We start from the raw sequence: 15,171 nt of genomic DNA, 5'->3' as shown, positions 1-15,171 counted from the left end.
GCAACCCTGGTGGGCCAGCCAGGGCAGTCGCAGGGAGTGATGGCCGTAGTGAGCTCCGTCCGTGCAACGGGCGGAGAAGGAAAGCTCAACCATGACCTTGAAGAGGATTTCGAACGTGACCAAGAAGCAGACCCTTCGCATCAATGTGCTGGCTGCCGCCGTGCTGTCGTTGACTGTCGGCGTCGGTGCCGCCCATGCGACCGGACAGGGTGTGGCCAAGGAGCCGTCGCGCCTGGCCAGCGCTGCCCAGCAGAGCGTGGACGGCGTCATCATCAAATATCGCAGCGGCACGGCCGCCTCCAGCGACCGCTCGGCCAAGCTGTCGGTGGTGCAGTCGGCGCTGTCGCGCGCCATCGTCAGCACCGGTACCACCAGCCGCGCTGCTGCGCTGGCCCCGCAGGTCGAGCGCAAGCTCGGCACCGGTGCCGACCTGGTCCGGCTGAAGTCCCGGCTTGGCAACGCCGACATGCAGAAGGTGCTGGCTGAACTGAATGCCGATCCGTCGGTGCAGTACGCCGTCGCCAACGTGCGCCTGCAGCGCTCGGAGCTGCGTGCCTCCGACGCGCAGCCGTCGCTGGTGCCCAACGATCCGGACTACCAGCGCCTGCAGTGGAACTTCCACAACGCCACCGGTGGCGTGAACGCGCAGCCGGCATGGGACGTATCGCAGGGCGAAGGCGTGGTGGTGGCCGTGCTCGATACCGGCATCATCCCCAACGTGCCCGACTTCGGCAGCAACCTGCTGGAAGGCTACGATTTCATCAGTGACAAGGAAACCTCGCGCCGCCCGAACGATGGTCGCGCACCGGGTGCCACCGATTACGGCGACTGGGTGGAAACGGCCAACGAGTGCTACACCGGCTCGCTGCCCGACGACAGCTCCTGGCACGGCACGCACGTCGCCGGCACCATCGCCGAAGTGGCCAACAACGGCTCGGCCGTGGCGGGCCTGGCCTACAAGGCCAAGGTCCTGCCGGTCCGCGTGCTGGGCAAGTGCGGCGGCACCCTGGCCGACATCAGCGACGCCATCATCTGGGCCTCCGGCGGTACCGTGCAGGGTGTTCCGGCCAATGCCAACCCGGCCGAAATCATCAACATGAGCCTGGGCGGCGGCGGTGCCTGTGATGCCGCGTACCAGGATGCGATCAACGGTGCGGTCTCGCGCGGTACCCTGGTGGTCGTGGCCGCCGGCAACGAAACCGACAACGCCTCCAAGTACCGTCCGTCCAGCTGCGCGAATGTCGTTGCCGTGGGTGCGACCCGCGTGACCGGCGGCATCACCTACTACTCCAACTACGGCACGGTGGTCGACCTGGCAGCGCCGGGCGGTGGCGGCAGCGTGGATGGTAATCCGAACGGCTATATCTGGCAGATCGGCACCGATGCAACGCAGGGCCCGACTGGTGGCCAGTGGATCTACATGGGCAAGGGCGGCACGTCGATGTCCTCGCCGCACGTGGCCGCGGTGGCCGCGATGGTGCAGAGCGCACTGATCGCCAAGGGCAAGGAGCCGCTGGCACCGGCCGCACTGGAAACGCTGCTGAAGCAGACCGCGCGCAAGTTCCCGGTGACCATCCCGGCGGCCACCCCGATCGGCAGCGGCATCCTCGATGCCAAGGCCGCACTGGATGCCGCGTTGAAGGAGCCGTGCACCGAGAACTGCGAGCCGGAAGGCATTCCGCTGACCAACAAGGTGACCGTGGGTGGGCTGACCGGTGCCGCCGCCAGCGAAACCGTGTACACCTTCGAAGCGGCGGCCGGCAAGACGCTGAGCGTGCTGACCTACGGCGGCAGCGGCAACGTGTCGGTGTATCTGGCGCAGGGCCGCGTGCCCACCGCGACCGACAACGATGCCAAGTCGACCCGCCCGGGCAATACCGAAACCGTGCGCGTCGCCAAGCCGGTGGCCGGTACCTACTACATCAAGGTGGTGGGTGAGGCCGCATACAGCGGGGTGAGCATCCTGGCGACCCAGTAATAACGGGCTGTCGTAAATGAATAAGCGAGGCCCGTCACCTGTGTGACGGGCTTCGTCTTTTTACGAAAGAAGAATCGGAGAGGGTGGAAACCACGGCTTAACTGCTAAAGTCGGGACGATCGACAGGAGAGTCACGTGAACGCGCTCGCTGCCACCGCCATCGACGACACTGAAGGCCGCATCCTCGATGCGCTGCTGGCACGTGGTCGGCTCAAGGAAGGAGATCTGGCGCGTGCGCGGCCGCTGCATGCCGAGGCCGGTGGCAGCCTGCTCGGCCTGCTGGTACGGCTTGGGCTGGTGTCCGAACGTGACCAGGCGCAGGCCAGTGCCAATGTGCTTGGCCTGCCACTGCTGGAAGGACGGCAGCTGCCTGAGTCGCCACCGCAGGCATTGGCCGAAGGCCTGCCGCTGTCACTGCGCTTCCTCAAACAGTTCCACGTATGCCCGCTGGCGCTGGATGAACACGGCGTGCAGTTGTGGCTGGCCGACGCCCACGACCCTTACCCGCAGCAGGCCGTGCAGCTGGCACTGGGCGTGCCGGTCACGCCGCTGCTGGGCATGCGCGCCGAGATCGATGACCTGGTCGAGCGCTGGTTCGGACAGGGCCGCAGCGCGATGGGGGCCATCGTGGAAACCGCCGATGGCGAAGGCGGCGCGGTGGACGATATCGAGCACCTGCGCGATCTCGCCTCGGAAGCGCCGGTGATCCGCCTGGTCAACCTGGTCATCCAGCGCGCAGTCGAACTGCGCGCATCGGACATCCACGTCGAGCCTTTCGAAAACCGACTCAAAGTGCGCTACCGCGTCGATGGCGTGCTGGTCGAAGGCGAGAGCCCGCCGGCCAACCTGACCGCCGCGGTGATCAGCCGCATCAAGATCATGGCCCGGCTCAACATCGCCGAGCGCCGCCTGCCGCAGGACGGCCGCATCATGCTGCGCGTGCAGGGCAAGGAGCTGGACCTGCGCGTCAGCACGGTACCCACCGCGCACGGCGAAAGCGTGGTGATGCGACTGCTGGACCGCGAAACGGTGGTGTTCGACTTCCACCGGCTGGGCTTCACCGATGCCTTCCTGCCGCAGTTCCGCAAGGTGCTTGAACAGCCGCACGGCATCCTGCTGGTGACCGGTCCCACCGGTTCGGGCAAGACCACCACGCTGTACACCGCGCTGAGCCAGCTCAACACCGCCGACGTCAAGATCATCACCGTTGAAGATCCGGTCGAGTACCAGATCGAGGGCATCAACCAGATCCAGGCCAAGCCGCAGATCGGGCTGGATTTCGCCAATGCGCTGCGCAGCATCGTGCGCCAGGATCCGGACATCATCATGATCGGCGAAATGCGCGACCTGGAAACCGCGCGCATCGCGATCCAGTCGGCGTTGACCGGCCACCTGGTGCTGTCCACGCTGCATACCAACAATGCGGCAGGTGGCATCACCCGTCTGCTGGATATGGGCGTGGAAGACTATCTGCTCACCTCCACCATCAACGGCATTCTGGCCCAGCGCCTGGTGCGCCGGCTGGAGCCGACCCATGCCGAGCGCTATGAAGCCTCGCCGGAAGAAATCGAGCGCTTCGACCTGCGTCGCCTGCAGCCGCAGGGAACGATCCACCTGTATCGGCCGAAGCCGTCGGCGCTGGCGCCGACCGGCTACCTGGGGCGCACCACCATCATGGAATTCCTGGTGATGAACGACGCGCTGCGGCGTGCGGTGATGCGCCGAGATGGCATGGGCGAGATCGAACGCATCGCCCGTGAAGCCGGCATGCGCACCATGTACGAGGACGGCCTGAGCAAGGCCCTGAGCGGGCAGACGACCCTCGAGGAAGTCCTGCGCGTGACCGAGGAAGGCTGATGCGCGCGCAGGGACGACGCTGACATGCCGAACTACCGTTACAAGGCACTGAATACACACGGTGAAGTGTTCGACGGGCAGATGGAAGCGGCCAGCGAGGCCGAGCTGGTCGCGCGCCTGCAGGACCAGGGCCATCTGCCGATGGAAACGCAGCTGGCCGACGGTGGTGCGGTTGGCGGCAGCAGCCTGCGTGGCCTGTTCCGCCAGCGTCCGCTGCAGGGCGCGGCACTGCTGCAGTTCACCCAGCAGCTGGCCACCCTGCTCGGTGCCGGGCAGCCACTGGACCGCGCGCTGTCGATCCTGCTCAGCCTGCCCGAAGACGAGCGCTCGCGCCGTGCGATCACCGACATCCGCGACGTGGTGCGCGGTGGCGCGCCGCTGTCGACCGCGCTGGAACGCCAGCACGGCCTGTTCTCGCGCCTGTACGTGAACATGGTGCGCGCCGGGGAAGCCGGTGGCAGCCTGCACGACACCCTGCAACGCCTGGCCGATTACCTCGAACGCAGCCGTGCGCTGCAGGGCAAGGTGATCAACGCGCTGGTCTACCCGGCGATCCTGCTGGTGGTGGTGGGCGGTGCGCTGCTGTTCCTGCTGGGCTATGTGGTGCCGCAGTTCGCACAGATGTACGAAAGCCTGGACGTGGCGTTGCCGTGGTTCACCAACCTGGTGCTGCAGCTGGGCCTGTTCGTACGCGACTGGTGGGTGCTGCTGCTGGTGGTGCCGGGCGTGCTGCTGCTGTTGTTCGAACGCAAGGCGCGGCAGCCAGCGTTCCGGCTGGCGCTGGATGGCTGGCTGCTGCAGCGCCGCGGCATCGGCCGTCTGCTGGGCGAACTGGAAACCGCGCGGCTTGCACGCACGCTGGGAACGCTGCTGCGCAACGGGGTACCGCTGCTGGCGGCGCTGGGCATCGCCCGCAACGTGCTCGGCAACCGCGCGCTGGCGGCCGATCTGGAAACCGCCGCCGACGAGGTCAAGAACGGCACCGGCCTGTCGCTGGCGCTGTCGCGCGGCAAGCGTTTTCCCCGGTTGGCGCTGCAGATGATCCAGGTCGGCGAAGAGTCTGGCGCACTCGATACCATGCTGCTGAAAGCTGCTGATACCTTCGAACAGGACAGTGCCCGCCGCATCGACCGCCTGCTGGCGGCGATGGTGCCGGCGATCACCCTGGTGCTGGCCTCGGTGGTCGGCGCGGTGATCGTGGCCGTGCTGGTGCCGTTGTACGACCTCACCAACGCCATCGGCTGACGATGGCCTCCTTCGCAACCCCGACATCCCGTACCTGAAAGGACCGACCATGATTGCTTCCCGTCGACCGATCCGCCTTTCCTTCACCGGCGCACGCCACCAGTCGGGCATGAGCCTGCTGGAGATCATCATCGTCATCGTGCTGATCGGCGCGGTGCTGACCCTGGTCGCCAGCCGCGTGCTCGGCGGCGCCGACCGCGGCAAGGCCAACATCGCCAAGGCGCAGGTGCAGACCGTTGCCTCCAAGGTCGACAACTACCAGATCGACACCGGCAAGCTGCCTGCCTCGCTCAACGACCTGGTGACCGCACCGGCCGGCGTCGGTGGCTGGCTGGGCCCGTATGCCAAGCCCGCCGACCTCAACGACCCGTGGGGCCACGCGCTGGAGTACCGCGCACCGGGCGAAGGCCAGGCCTACGAGCTGATCAGCCTGGGCAAGGACGGCAAGGCCGGCGGCAGCAGCGTCGACGCTGACATCCGCTACCAGCCGTAAGCACGCATGCTGCTTTTCCTGCCGCGCCGGGTGTCACGCCCGCGCCTGCACGGCAGGCGCGCAGCGGGGCTGTCGCTGCTGGAAATGCTGCTGGTGATCGCGTTGATCGCGGCCATCGGCCTGATCACCGCCGCCGGCATGTCGCGCGGCTTTGCCGGCATGCAGCTGCGCAGTGCCGGCAAGGACATCGCCAACCAGCTGCGCATGGTGCGCGCGCAGGCGATTGCCCGCGGCGAGCCACAGCGCTTCGTGATCGAACCGGCGCAGCATCGCTGGCAGGGCGCCAGCCAGCGCCACGGTGAAGTGCCGGCCAAGCTGAAGGTGCAGTTCGAAGGTGCCGCGCAGCTGGCCACCGCGCCTGGCCAGGGCGTGATCGAATTCCATCCCGACGGCGGCTCCAGCGGCGGCCGTATCCGCCTGCAGCTGGAGAGCGCCGAGTGGCGCATCGATGTGGGCTGGTTGACCGGTGAAGTCCGTTCCGGACCATGGCGGGCGCAATGAGATCGCGCGCCCGTGGCTTCACCCTGCTTGAAGTGATCATTGCCTTCGCCTTGCTTGGGTTGGCGTTGACCCTGTTGCTGGGCAGCCTGTCCGGTGGCGCGCGCCAGGTGCGCGATGCCGAGCTGCGCACGCGCGCGGTGCTGCACGCACAATCATTGCTGGCTGCTGCCGGCGTGGAAGTGCCGCTGCAGGCCGGCAGCCAGCAGGGCGAGTGGGAGCAGGGGCGTTATCACTGGCAATTGCAGGTGCAGCCCTGGGTCGAGCCGCGCAGCGGCGCGCTGCCCGCTGCGCAGGCGCCGGGTGGACCTTGGCTGGCGGAACTGCAGCTGCAGGTGCGCTGGGGTGACAGCGAGCGTGAACAGATGCGCTGGCGCAGCCTGCGTCTGTTGCCACCTGCCCTGGAGAATGCGCGATGAGGCGCCGTGCGCGGGGCTTCACCCTGATCGAAGTCATGCTGGCCACCGTGCTGCTGGCCGGCGGCCTGGCGTTGGCGTTCGCCAGCGTGCGCTCGGCGATGGCGATCAGCCAGCGCGGTGAGCAGATCGCCGCGCAGAGCGAACGCATGCGCGCAGTGCAGGCCCTGCTGCGGCGCCAGCTCGCCAGTGCCCTGCGCAGCCCGCTGGAAGTGCCCGATCCCACCCGTGAACCGGTGTTCTTCCAGGGCGACGATCAGGGCATGCAGTTCGTAGCCGACCTGCCGGGCTATCTCGGTCGCGGCGGCCCGTACCTGCATGCGCTGCAGGTGGATGGCGCAACCGGCCACCGCCGCTTGCTGCTGGAGCTGGTGCTGCTGCAGGAGGGCGAGCGCATTGAAGAGAATCCGCCGCGCCCGCCCGAGGTGCTGGCCGAGGACTTGAAGGACGTGCGGCTGCGCTATCGCGGTGTCGACGCCAGCAACGGGCAGATGACCGAATGGTTGCCCCGTTGGGATGACACCCGGCGCCTGCCGTTGCTGGTGGAAGTGCAGATCGTGCCAAGCAGGGGCACGCCGTGGCCGCCGCTGGTGGTGGCACTGCGCGCCGGTGGCAGCGGAGGCGGGCGATGAGCCGTCCACGCGGTGCCGCGCTGGTCCTGGTGCTGTGGCTGATCGCGCTGATGACCGCGCTGGTCGGCGCCTTTGCGCTCAGCGCACGGGTCGAACACCTGCAGCAGCGGGTGCTCGGTGACGATGCACGCGGCCAGGAGCGGGCGCGCGCGGGCCTGGAATACGCGCTGCTGCGGCTGCAGCCAGACCCGCAACGTCCGCCGTGGCAGGCCGACGGCCGCACCTATCGCTGGCAGTTCGACGATGCCCGCATCGAGATCCGGGTGCTGGACGAGAACGGCAAGATCAACCTCAACCTGGCGGATGCGGCGCTGCTGTCCGCATTCATGCAGGCACTGGGCGAGCCCGCTGAAACCGCGCGGCAGCTGGCCGGAGCAATCATCGACTGGCGCGACGAAGACAGTCTGCTGCAGCCCGGTGGCGGTGCCGAAGCACCCGAGTACGCCGCCGCAGGCCTGCCCTATGGCCCGCGCAACAAGCGCTTTGAAACCCTGGGCGAACTGCAGCGGGTGCTGGGGATGCGCGGGCCACTGTATGCCGCGATGCTGCCGCACCTGACGCTCTACAGCCGGCAGGCGCGCCCGGATCCGCGCTTTGCCAGTGGCCCGGTGTTGACCGCCATGGGCCTGGATGCGGAACAACTGCTGGCGCAACGCGCCCAGCAGGAGCGTGACGGAGATAACGCTGCGGGTGCATCGGCGCTTGCCAGCGGCAGTGGCACCTATAGTATCGAGTCCCGCGCCACTGACGGCAGCGGACGCCTGTCGGTGCTGCAGGCGGTGGTGCGCAACGGATCGGGCGGGGTGCCCGGCCGGACCTACACAGTGCTTCGCTGGGAGCAGGGAATGGCAGCAAGATGACGGCTTGGCAGGACAGTCTGCGGCAGGTGCAGGGCCAGATCGGCCCCGGTGCCGGCCGTTTCCTGCGCTGGTGGCGGCAGTCGTTGCTGGCCTGGGTGCCGATGCGCTGGCAATGGGCGCTGGGCTGGTCGCAGACCCGCCTGCTGCTGCAGTGCGAAGACGGGCAACTGCAGGTGTGGCGCGAAACCGGTGACGGCCTCGAGCCCGTGGCCCGTCTGCCGTGGCCGCTGCAACCGGCGGACCTGGACCGCGTGCTTGAGCCGCGCCTGCGCAGCCTGCCGCGGGTGTGGCTGCTGCCCGCCGGGCAGGTCCTGCGGCGCACTCTGCGTCTGCCCGCCGCAGCCGGTGACCGCCTGCGTGCGGTGGTCGGCTACGAGATCGACCGGCAGACACCGTTCGAAGCCAGCCAGGTCAGCTATGACATCCGTGAACTGGGTAGTGCCGGCGAAGGCCTGCTGCAGGTGGAGCTGGTGGCCTGGCCGCTGCGTCAGCTCGATGACTGGCGCGCGCAGATCGGCGACTGGGCCGATGCGTTGGCCGGTGTCGATGCGATCGATGCACAGGGCCGCGCGCTGCAGATCAACCTGCTGCCGCCTGCGCAGCGTCAACAGCGGCCGGACCCGATGCGGCGCTGGAACCTGCTGCTTGCCGTAGCGGCGCTGGTGATGCTGGTGCTGGCGGCGATGCAGTTGCTGGACAACCGCCGCGCCGCCGTCGATGCACTGCGCGAAGAGGTTGAGCGCAGCGCCCGCAGTGCGCGTGGCGTGGCCAGCGAACGCAGCCAGCTGCAGGCGCTGCTGGATGGAGCGGCGTTCCTGGAAACACAACGCAACCAGCGCGCCAGTACCGTTGAAGTGTGGAATGAGCTGACCCGACGCCTGCCCGATGGCACCTACCTGGAAAAACTGGCGATCGAGAACAACAGCCTGCAGCTGATCGGCCTCAGCAGCGAAGCATCGCAGCTGGTTCCATTGCTGCAGGACGCGCCGCAGTGGCGCAAGGTGAACCTCACCGGCGTGCTGCAGGCTGATGGTGCCGCCAGTGGCCGCGACCGCTTCACCCTGACCGCCGAGCTGCAGCCATTGCCCTCGGCGGCACCTGCGCCTGCCGCCGCCCCGACTGAAACCCCGGAGGCGGCCCATGCCGATGCCAACCGCACGCCGTGACCGCTGGCTGGCATTGGCACTGCTGTTGGCAGTGCTGGGCCTGGCCTATCTGCTGCTGGTGCATCCGTGGTTCACCCAGCCGCTGCGCGAGATCGACACCGATGCCGCTGCCCTGCGCGAACGCCAGCAGCGCGTGCAGGCACAGCTGCAGCAGCAGCCGCAGATCGAACAGCGGCTGCGCGCAACCCGCGACGCCCTGCAGCAGCGCCCGGGTTTCCTGCAGGAAGCCACCGCCGAGGCGGCTGCGGCTGCGCTTGGCGCACGCCTGCAGGATGCGGTGGCGATGGCCAGCCCGGGCAACCGCAGCTGCACCATCAGCAACCGCACACCATTGAGCGACAACCGCCGCGATGCCGCCTTTGTGCGCGTGGCCATGCAGGTGCGCCTGCGCTGTGGCGTGGCCGAACTGGCCACCGTGCTGCACAGCCTGGAGACCGGCAGCCCGCGCCTGTTCGTGGACAACCTCAACCTGATCGCGCAGCGCTTCCAGCAATCGCCGAACGAATCCGGCCTCGGCCTGGATGTGTCCTTCGAGCTGGCCGGCTACCTGCTGCCGGGTGCTGCCGCCGATTCCTCCACAGCGCCCGTGGCCACACCGCCTGCAGCGGCGCCGGTGGTGTCGCCGCCGGCACCTGTACCGCCACCGGCGGAGCAACCTGCTGCCGATGCGCAGGAGGTGGCCGATGAAGCTTGATCAGATCAACCTGCGCACCGGGCTGCTGCTGGCGCTGGCCGGATGGGCCGCTGCGATCTGGCTGGCTACCGGCCTCGGGCTTGGCAGCCAGCTGCCCACGGTCAGCACAGAGGGCGATGCCCAGGCCGCGCTGCCGGCACTGCCTGTGCTGGCGCCCGAACGCATGGCCGGCGCAGACAGCTACAGCGTGATCAGCGAACGGCCCCTGTTCGCCGAAGACCGCAAGCCGCGCCCGTATCTGTTGGGGGGCAGCGAAGCCGCCGCCAGTCCCGCACTACGCCTGACCGGCGTGCTGATGACCGGTGATTTCAGCATGGCCACCTTCACCACCGAGCAGGGCAGGTCGCTGCGCCTTCGCCTCAACGGCGATGCAGTCGATGGCTGGCAGCTGGTTGCATTGGAACCGCGCCAGGCCACGGTGATCGGTTCCAGTGGCAGCCAGGTGCTGGAACTGGCCGTGTTCAATGGCCAGGGCGGTGAAGCGCCGACGGCCCTGCGCGGTGCCAATGGCGCGCCGCCTGTACCCGGCGCGGTGGTTCCACCGCCGCCACCACAGCCGGCACCCAGCCAGACCCTGCCCAACCCGCGCGCCACCGATGGCAATGTGGCGCCTGCGTCGCCCGCACCGGCCGCGGCCGCCGCGCCACCTGCCAACACCAACGGTCCCAGCGAAGCGCAGATGCAGGCCATCCGCGAACGCATCCAGGCCCGCCGCCGTCAGCTGCAGCAACAGCAGCAACAACCGTCGCCGCCCCCGGGCGATGGCACCAACCGATAGAGTGAATGCATGAATCTGCGTTTTCTTCCCTGGTCCCTTGCCCTGACACTGCTGGTCGGCTGCAGCACCGTGTCCGCCCCGCATGTGCAACGCAACGGCAACCTGCAGCCATCGGCAAGCGCCGGTCAGGCCGCCACCGATGCGCAGACCGAAGCGGCCGCTCAAGCCCAGGGGACGCCGCAGGCGGTTATCCGCCGTGGCACCGGCACCATGATCAACCGCGAGGCCGCGCGCAAGCCGTCGCCCGCGTTGCATGCGGCCAGCTCCGGCGAAGCCACCTTCAACTTCGAGGGCGAGTCGGTGCACGCGGTGGTCAAGGCCATCCTCGGTGACATGCTCGGCCAGAACTACGTGATCGCGCCCGGGGTGCAGGGCACCGTGACCCTGGCCACGCCCAAGCCGGTATCGCCGGCACAGGCACTGAACCTGCTGGAGATGGTGTTGGGCTGGAACAATGCCCGCATGGTCTACAGCGGTGGCCGCTACAACATCGTCGCCGCCGACCAGGCACTGGCCGGTACCGTGGCGCCGAGCACCGCGCCGGCATCCAGCGCACGCGGCTTCGAAGTGCGCGTGGTGCCGCTGCAGTTCATCTCCGCCACCGAGATGAAGAAGGTGCTGGAGCCCTATGCGCGGCCCAATGCCATCGTCAACGTCGACAGCGGCCGCAACGTGATTACCCTGGGCGGCACCCGTGCCGAACTCGAGAACTACCTGCATACCGTCGAAATCTTCGACGTCGACTGGCTCTCGGGCATGTCGGTGGGCGTGTTCCCGATCCAGTCCGGCAAGGCCGAGCAGGTCGCCGCCGATCTGGAAAAGGTATTCGGCGAAGAGAGCAAGACGCCCAGCGCCGGCATGTTCCGTTTCCTGCCGCTGGAAAACGCCAATGCCGTGCTGGTGATCACCCCGCAGGTGCGCTACCTGGACCAGATCCAGCAGTGGCTGGATCGGATCGATACCGCTGGTGGCAGCGCGCGCCTGTTCTCTCATGAACTGCGTTACATCAAGGCCCGCGACCTGGCTGAACGCCTCAGCGAAGCCTTTGCCAGCAGCGGCAACCGTAGCGGCGGCGGCTCGGCATCACTGGCACCAGGCGCCATTCCGTCGCAGCTGGGCAGCGATGGCGAGCGCGGCATGGACGCCAACAACGGCAGCAGCTTCAACAACCAGGTCGGCGGCGGCAGCAGCGGTAGTGGCAGCAGCGCCGGCAGCCTGAACCTGCCGCAGCGCCAGTCGGGCAACGTCAGCGTCAGCCTGGAAGTGGAGGGCGATCGTGTCGGCGTGTCGGCGGTGGAGGAAACCAACACGCTGCTGGTGCGTTCGACGCCGCAGGCCTGGCGTTCGATCCGCGAAGTGATTGAAAAGCTGGACGTGATGCCGCTTCAGGTACATATCGAAGCGCAGGTGGCCGAAGTCGGGCTGACCGGCGACCTGAAGTACGGCGTGAACTGGTACTTCGACAACGCCGTGGCAGGGCGCGCGCTGACCGGTGCGCTGTCCGGGTTGTCACTGCCGGCGATGGCCGGCGGTTCCTGGAACACCTTCGCTGGTGCGGTGACCGGGACCGATGGTGCCAACTGGGCGTTCACCGGCCACAACGGCGCCGCCGTGGTCAGTGCGCTGGACAAGGTCACCGACGTGCGCCTGCTGCAGACACCCTCGGTGTTCGTGCGCAACAACGCCGAAGCCACGCTCAACGTCGGCGACAAGGTGCCGATCAACACCACCACGGTCAACACCGGCATCGGTACCAGCAGCTACAGCTCGGTGCAGTACATCGACACCGGCGTGATCCTCAAGGTGCGCCCGCGCGTAACCCGCGACGGAACGGTGTTCCTGGATATCGTGCAGGAGATCAGCAGTGCCTCGGACGTACCGGAGAACTGCAATCCGCAGGAGCGCAACTGCAATCCGCGCATCTCCACCAAGAAGCTGGCCACCGAGGCAGCGGTGCAGAGTGGGGACACCATCATGCTGGCCGGCCTGATCACCGATTCGGCCACGGATGGCAGCAGCGGCATTCCCGGCCTCAGCCGGATTCCGGTGCTGGGTGCGCTGTTCGGCCAGAAGAGCCGCACCAGCCGTCGTTCGGAAGTGATCGTGCTGCTGACCCCGACCATCGTCCGCAACGGCCAGGAAGCACGCACCCTGACCGACGAATACAGCCAGCGCTTCCGCGCGATGGAGCCGCTGAACCAGCCGCGCGCAAAGAAGTAAGGGGGTTCGGCCGGGCTGCGCCCGGCACCCGCCGAAGCCGAAGCCGAAGCAATGGCAGCAGCAACAGCAACAGCGGGTTTACTGGGGGAGGGCGGGGCACTGTGGGTTTGCGGGGACGCCGTGAATACGTCCATGTAGGCTTGGTCGCCGCATCCATGCGGCTCACACCCCGCAAACCCACAGTGCCCCACCTTCGACAGTTTCCTGCTGCTGTTGGTAGGTGTCGACCTTGGTCGACACATCTTTCAGATATCGAAATACAGGAATGGGGTCAGATCCGTTTTCCTGTGGAAAACGGATCTGACCCCAGGAGTCGTTCCGACAGTTCGCGGAAAACTGTCGAAGGCGGGGTGGGTCCGGTTGCGGGGGCGTGAGCCGCATGGATGCGGCGACCGAGCTTACATGGACGTACTTGCAGCGTCCCCCGCAACCGGACCCACCCCGCCATCCCCCAGGAGCCCAGCTGTTGCTGTTGCTTCGGCCCTGGCTTGAAGCCTCTGCAGGTGCCGGGTGCAACCCGGCCGATACCCTCCCGGTGCTAGGCTGTGGCCACCGACAACCACGGAGGCGGGATGGGGGCGATCGTGTTGTTGCCGCTGGGCGTGGACGACGCGGTGCTTGACCGCTGCCTGGCCGCGCTCGATGCCGGTACCGCAGCAGGTACATCGATCTGGCTGGGCGATGACGCGCAGGCCGGGCCGCGTGCACAGGCGGTGGTCGAACACTGGCTGGCGCATACCCCGCTGCAGGCCGAATACACCCGTCGCGCCAGACCCCTCGGCGAGGTCGCACATCTGGACGAAATGCTGCGTGCCTGCGATGGACTGGACGTCGCGGTGCTGGCCCCGGACAGCGTGCCTGCACCGGGCTGGCTGCAGCAGTTGCAGGCCACCTTCGACAGTGATGCCGCCATCGCCACGGCCACGCCGTGGTGCAACGTCGGCGAAACCGCTGCGTGGCCGCGGTTGGGTGAGCTCAACCCCGAACCGGGCGACCCGGCGCTGTTGTCCCACGCCTGCGCCGCACTGCCGACCCTGCACCCCGAACTCCCTTCGGCAGTCACCCACGCGGTACTGGTGCGCGCCAATGCACGGCGCCGCGCCGGTGGCCTGGATGCCGAAAGCTACCTCGGCTGGAACGCGGCGCTGGTCGATCTGAGCCTGCGCATGGCCGGTCTCGGCTGGCGCAATGTGCTGTGCGAAAACGCCTTCGTCGGCCGTGCCAATGAAGCGCCCAGCCGCGACGGCGATCTGGAGGCACTGGCCGCGCGCTGGCCAGGTTGGGTGCCGCGCTTGGCTGACTTCCTGATGCACGACCCGCTGCACACGCTGCGCCAGGATCTGCAGCGCAACCTGCAGCAGGCGATAATGCCGCGCGGGCAGGGCGACCTGTTCGTCTCGCCATCATCGCTGGAGCCGCCTGTTTGAATGCCGCCATTGCCGCCATCGTCGTCACCTACCAGAGCGGCAGCACCATCGATGCCTGCCTGTCGCGACTGCGCGAGGCGCAGGACGTGGCCGAGATCCGGGTGATCGACAACGGTTCGCTGGATGACACCCTGGAAGTCATACAGCGCCACGCCAGCCACGATCCGCGTGTGCGTTTCATTGCCAACCCGGACAATCCCGGTTTCGCCGCAGCCAACAACCAGGGCGTTGCCGATTCACGCAGCCCGTGGCTGGCCTTCATCAATCCCGACCTGATGGTCGAGATCGATACCCTCGCCGCACTGCGTGACCGCGCTGTTGCGGTGGGCGACAGTCTGCTGGGCGTGGAGCAGGTGGACGAACACGGGCAGGCCGATGACGCGGTGCGGCGTCGTGATCCGGACTTCCTCGCCATGCTGCGCTCACCCGGGCGCGGCGCGCGGTTGGCCATTACCCGCGACCCGGCGCAGCCGTTGCAGCAGGTGCCGGCATTGTCCGGTGCGCTGCTGCTGATGCCGCGCGCCCTGTTCGATCGCATCGGCGGCTGGGATGCCGGCTACCGGCTGCATGCCGAAGACCTGGACCTGTGCCGCCGTGTGCGCGAGGCTGGCGGCGTGGTCGCCATCGCCAACGACCTGAAGGTGACCCACGTGCGTGGGGTGTCCAGTCGTTCGCGCCCGTTCTTCGTGGAATGGCACAAGCATCGCGGGCTATGGCGCTACTTCAGCAAGTTCGAAGCGTCGCATCGGTCGCTGCCGGTACGGTTGGCGGTGTGGGGTGCGATCTGGGCTCACGCACTGGTACAGGTGCCGAGGTTGCTGCGCAGGTCGCTGTAACGCGCTTCCGCCGAATCATCCACGCATGGCGTGGATCTACTGCAGAGCCGCACCGTGGGTGAGAGCGTGGC

At 67.8% G+C, this 15,171-nt stretch carries 14 protein-coding genes; all 14 read left to right on the top strand.

The genetic code is table 11. The annotated features are described in order from the left end of the window. The first annotated feature begins 91 nt into the window (after nucleotides 1-91). The 14 genes from ACQ5SA_RS09840 to ACQ5SA_RS09775 all read left to right on the top strand — a co-directional run bounded on the left by ACQ5SA_RS09840 (nucleotide 92) and on the right by ACQ5SA_RS09775 (nucleotide 15,100). A complete protein-coding gene (locus ACQ5SA_RS09840; protein ID WP_353100341.1) occupies nucleotides 92-1,978 on the top strand; it encodes a S8 family peptidase in 1,887 nt (628 codons plus the stop codon). 135 nt (nucleotides 1,979-2,113) lie between these two features. Next, nucleotides 2,114-3,835, top strand: coding sequence for a type II secretion system ATPase GspE (gene gspE, locus ACQ5SA_RS09835; protein ID WP_499314107.1), 1,722 nt, complete (start codon nucleotides 2,114-2,116; stop codon nucleotides 3,833-3,835). A gap of 24 nt (nucleotides 3,836-3,859) precedes the next feature. Beyond that, complete coding sequence (xpsF, locus tag ACQ5SA_RS09830) at nucleotides 3,860-5,080, top strand: type II secretion system protein XpsF (protein WP_100551522.1); 1,221 nt, start codon at nucleotides 3,860-3,862, stop codon at nucleotides 5,078-5,080. Nucleotides 5,081-5,129: 49 nt separating this feature from the next. Further along, on the top strand, nucleotides 5,130-5,573 hold the full coding sequence (gene gspG, locus ACQ5SA_RS09825; RefSeq protein ID WP_499314106.1) for a type II secretion system major pseudopilin GspG: 444 nt from the start codon (nucleotides 5,130-5,132) through the stop codon (nucleotides 5,571-5,573). A gap of 6 nt (nucleotides 5,574-5,579) precedes the next feature. Next, nucleotides 5,580-6,074 (top strand): type II secretion system protein XpsH, encoded by a 495-nt coding sequence (gene xpsH / locus ACQ5SA_RS09820; RefSeq protein ID WP_025876706.1) that lies wholly within the window; start codon nucleotides 5,580-5,582, stop codon nucleotides 6,072-6,074. Continuing rightward, complete coding sequence (xpsI, locus tag ACQ5SA_RS09815) at nucleotides 6,071-6,490, top strand: type II secretion system protein XpsI (protein WP_353101826.1); 420 nt, start codon at nucleotides 6,071-6,073, stop codon at nucleotides 6,488-6,490. The genes xpsH and xpsI overlap by 4 nt, the downstream gene beginning before the upstream one ends. Continuing rightward, a complete protein-coding gene (locus tag ACQ5SA_RS09810) occupies nucleotides 6,487-7,119 on the top strand; it encodes a type II secretion system protein J (protein ID WP_499314105.1) in 633 nt (210 codons plus the stop codon). The genes xpsI and ACQ5SA_RS09810 overlap by 4 nt, the downstream gene beginning before the upstream one ends. Next, nucleotides 7,116-7,979, top strand: a complete 864-nt coding sequence (locus tag ACQ5SA_RS09805) for a type II secretion system minor pseudopilin (protein WP_353101823.1) — start codon at nucleotides 7,116-7,118, stop codon at nucleotides 7,977-7,979. Before ACQ5SA_RS09810 ends, ACQ5SA_RS09805 begins: the two co-directional genes overlap by 4 nt. Continuing rightward, on the top strand, nucleotides 7,976-9,145 hold the full coding sequence (locus tag ACQ5SA_RS09800) for a PilN domain-containing protein (protein WP_353101821.1): 1,170 nt from the start codon (nucleotides 7,976-7,978) through the stop codon (nucleotides 9,143-9,145). The genes ACQ5SA_RS09805 and ACQ5SA_RS09800 overlap by 4 nt, the downstream gene beginning before the upstream one ends. Beyond that, nucleotides 9,120-9,839 (top strand): type II secretion system protein GspM, encoded by a 720-nt coding sequence (gspM, locus tag ACQ5SA_RS09795; protein ID WP_434557046.1) that lies wholly within the window; start codon nucleotides 9,120-9,122, stop codon nucleotides 9,837-9,839. The genes ACQ5SA_RS09800 and gspM overlap by 26 nt, the downstream gene beginning before the upstream one ends. Next, nucleotides 9,829-10,617, top strand: coding sequence for a type II secretion system protein, XpsN-like (locus tag ACQ5SA_RS09790; protein ID WP_353101819.1), 789 nt, complete (start codon nucleotides 9,829-9,831; stop codon nucleotides 10,615-10,617). The genes gspM and ACQ5SA_RS09790 overlap by 11 nt, the downstream gene beginning before the upstream one ends. Before the next feature lie 9 nt (nucleotides 10,618-10,626). Beyond that, the gene (gene gspD, locus ACQ5SA_RS09785) at nucleotides 10,627-12,837 is read left to right on the top strand and encodes a type II secretion system secretin GspD (RefSeq protein WP_230113024.1); all 2,211 of its coding nucleotides are present in this window, start codon (nucleotides 10,627-10,629) and stop codon (nucleotides 12,835-12,837) included. A 572-nt stretch (nucleotides 12,838-13,409) separates the two neighbouring features. Further along, complete coding sequence (locus ACQ5SA_RS09780; protein WP_499314104.1) at nucleotides 13,410-14,264, top strand: glycosyltransferase family 2 protein; 855 nt, start codon at nucleotides 13,410-13,412, stop codon at nucleotides 14,262-14,264. After that, complete coding sequence (locus tag ACQ5SA_RS09775) at nucleotides 14,261-15,100, top strand: glycosyltransferase family 2 protein (protein WP_499314103.1); 840 nt, start codon at nucleotides 14,261-14,263, stop codon at nucleotides 15,098-15,100. Before ACQ5SA_RS09780 ends, ACQ5SA_RS09775 begins: the two co-directional genes overlap by 4 nt. The last annotated feature ends 71 nt before the right edge of the window (nucleotides 15,101-15,171 follow it).

The sequence above is a fragment of the Stenotrophomonas indicatrix genome (assembly GCF_050573115.1).
Taxonomy (GTDB): Bacteria; Pseudomonadota; Gammaproteobacteria; order Xanthomonadales; family Xanthomonadaceae; genus Stenotrophomonas; species Stenotrophomonas lactitubi_A.
This window is presented reverse-complemented; position numbering and strand designations above follow the sequence as displayed.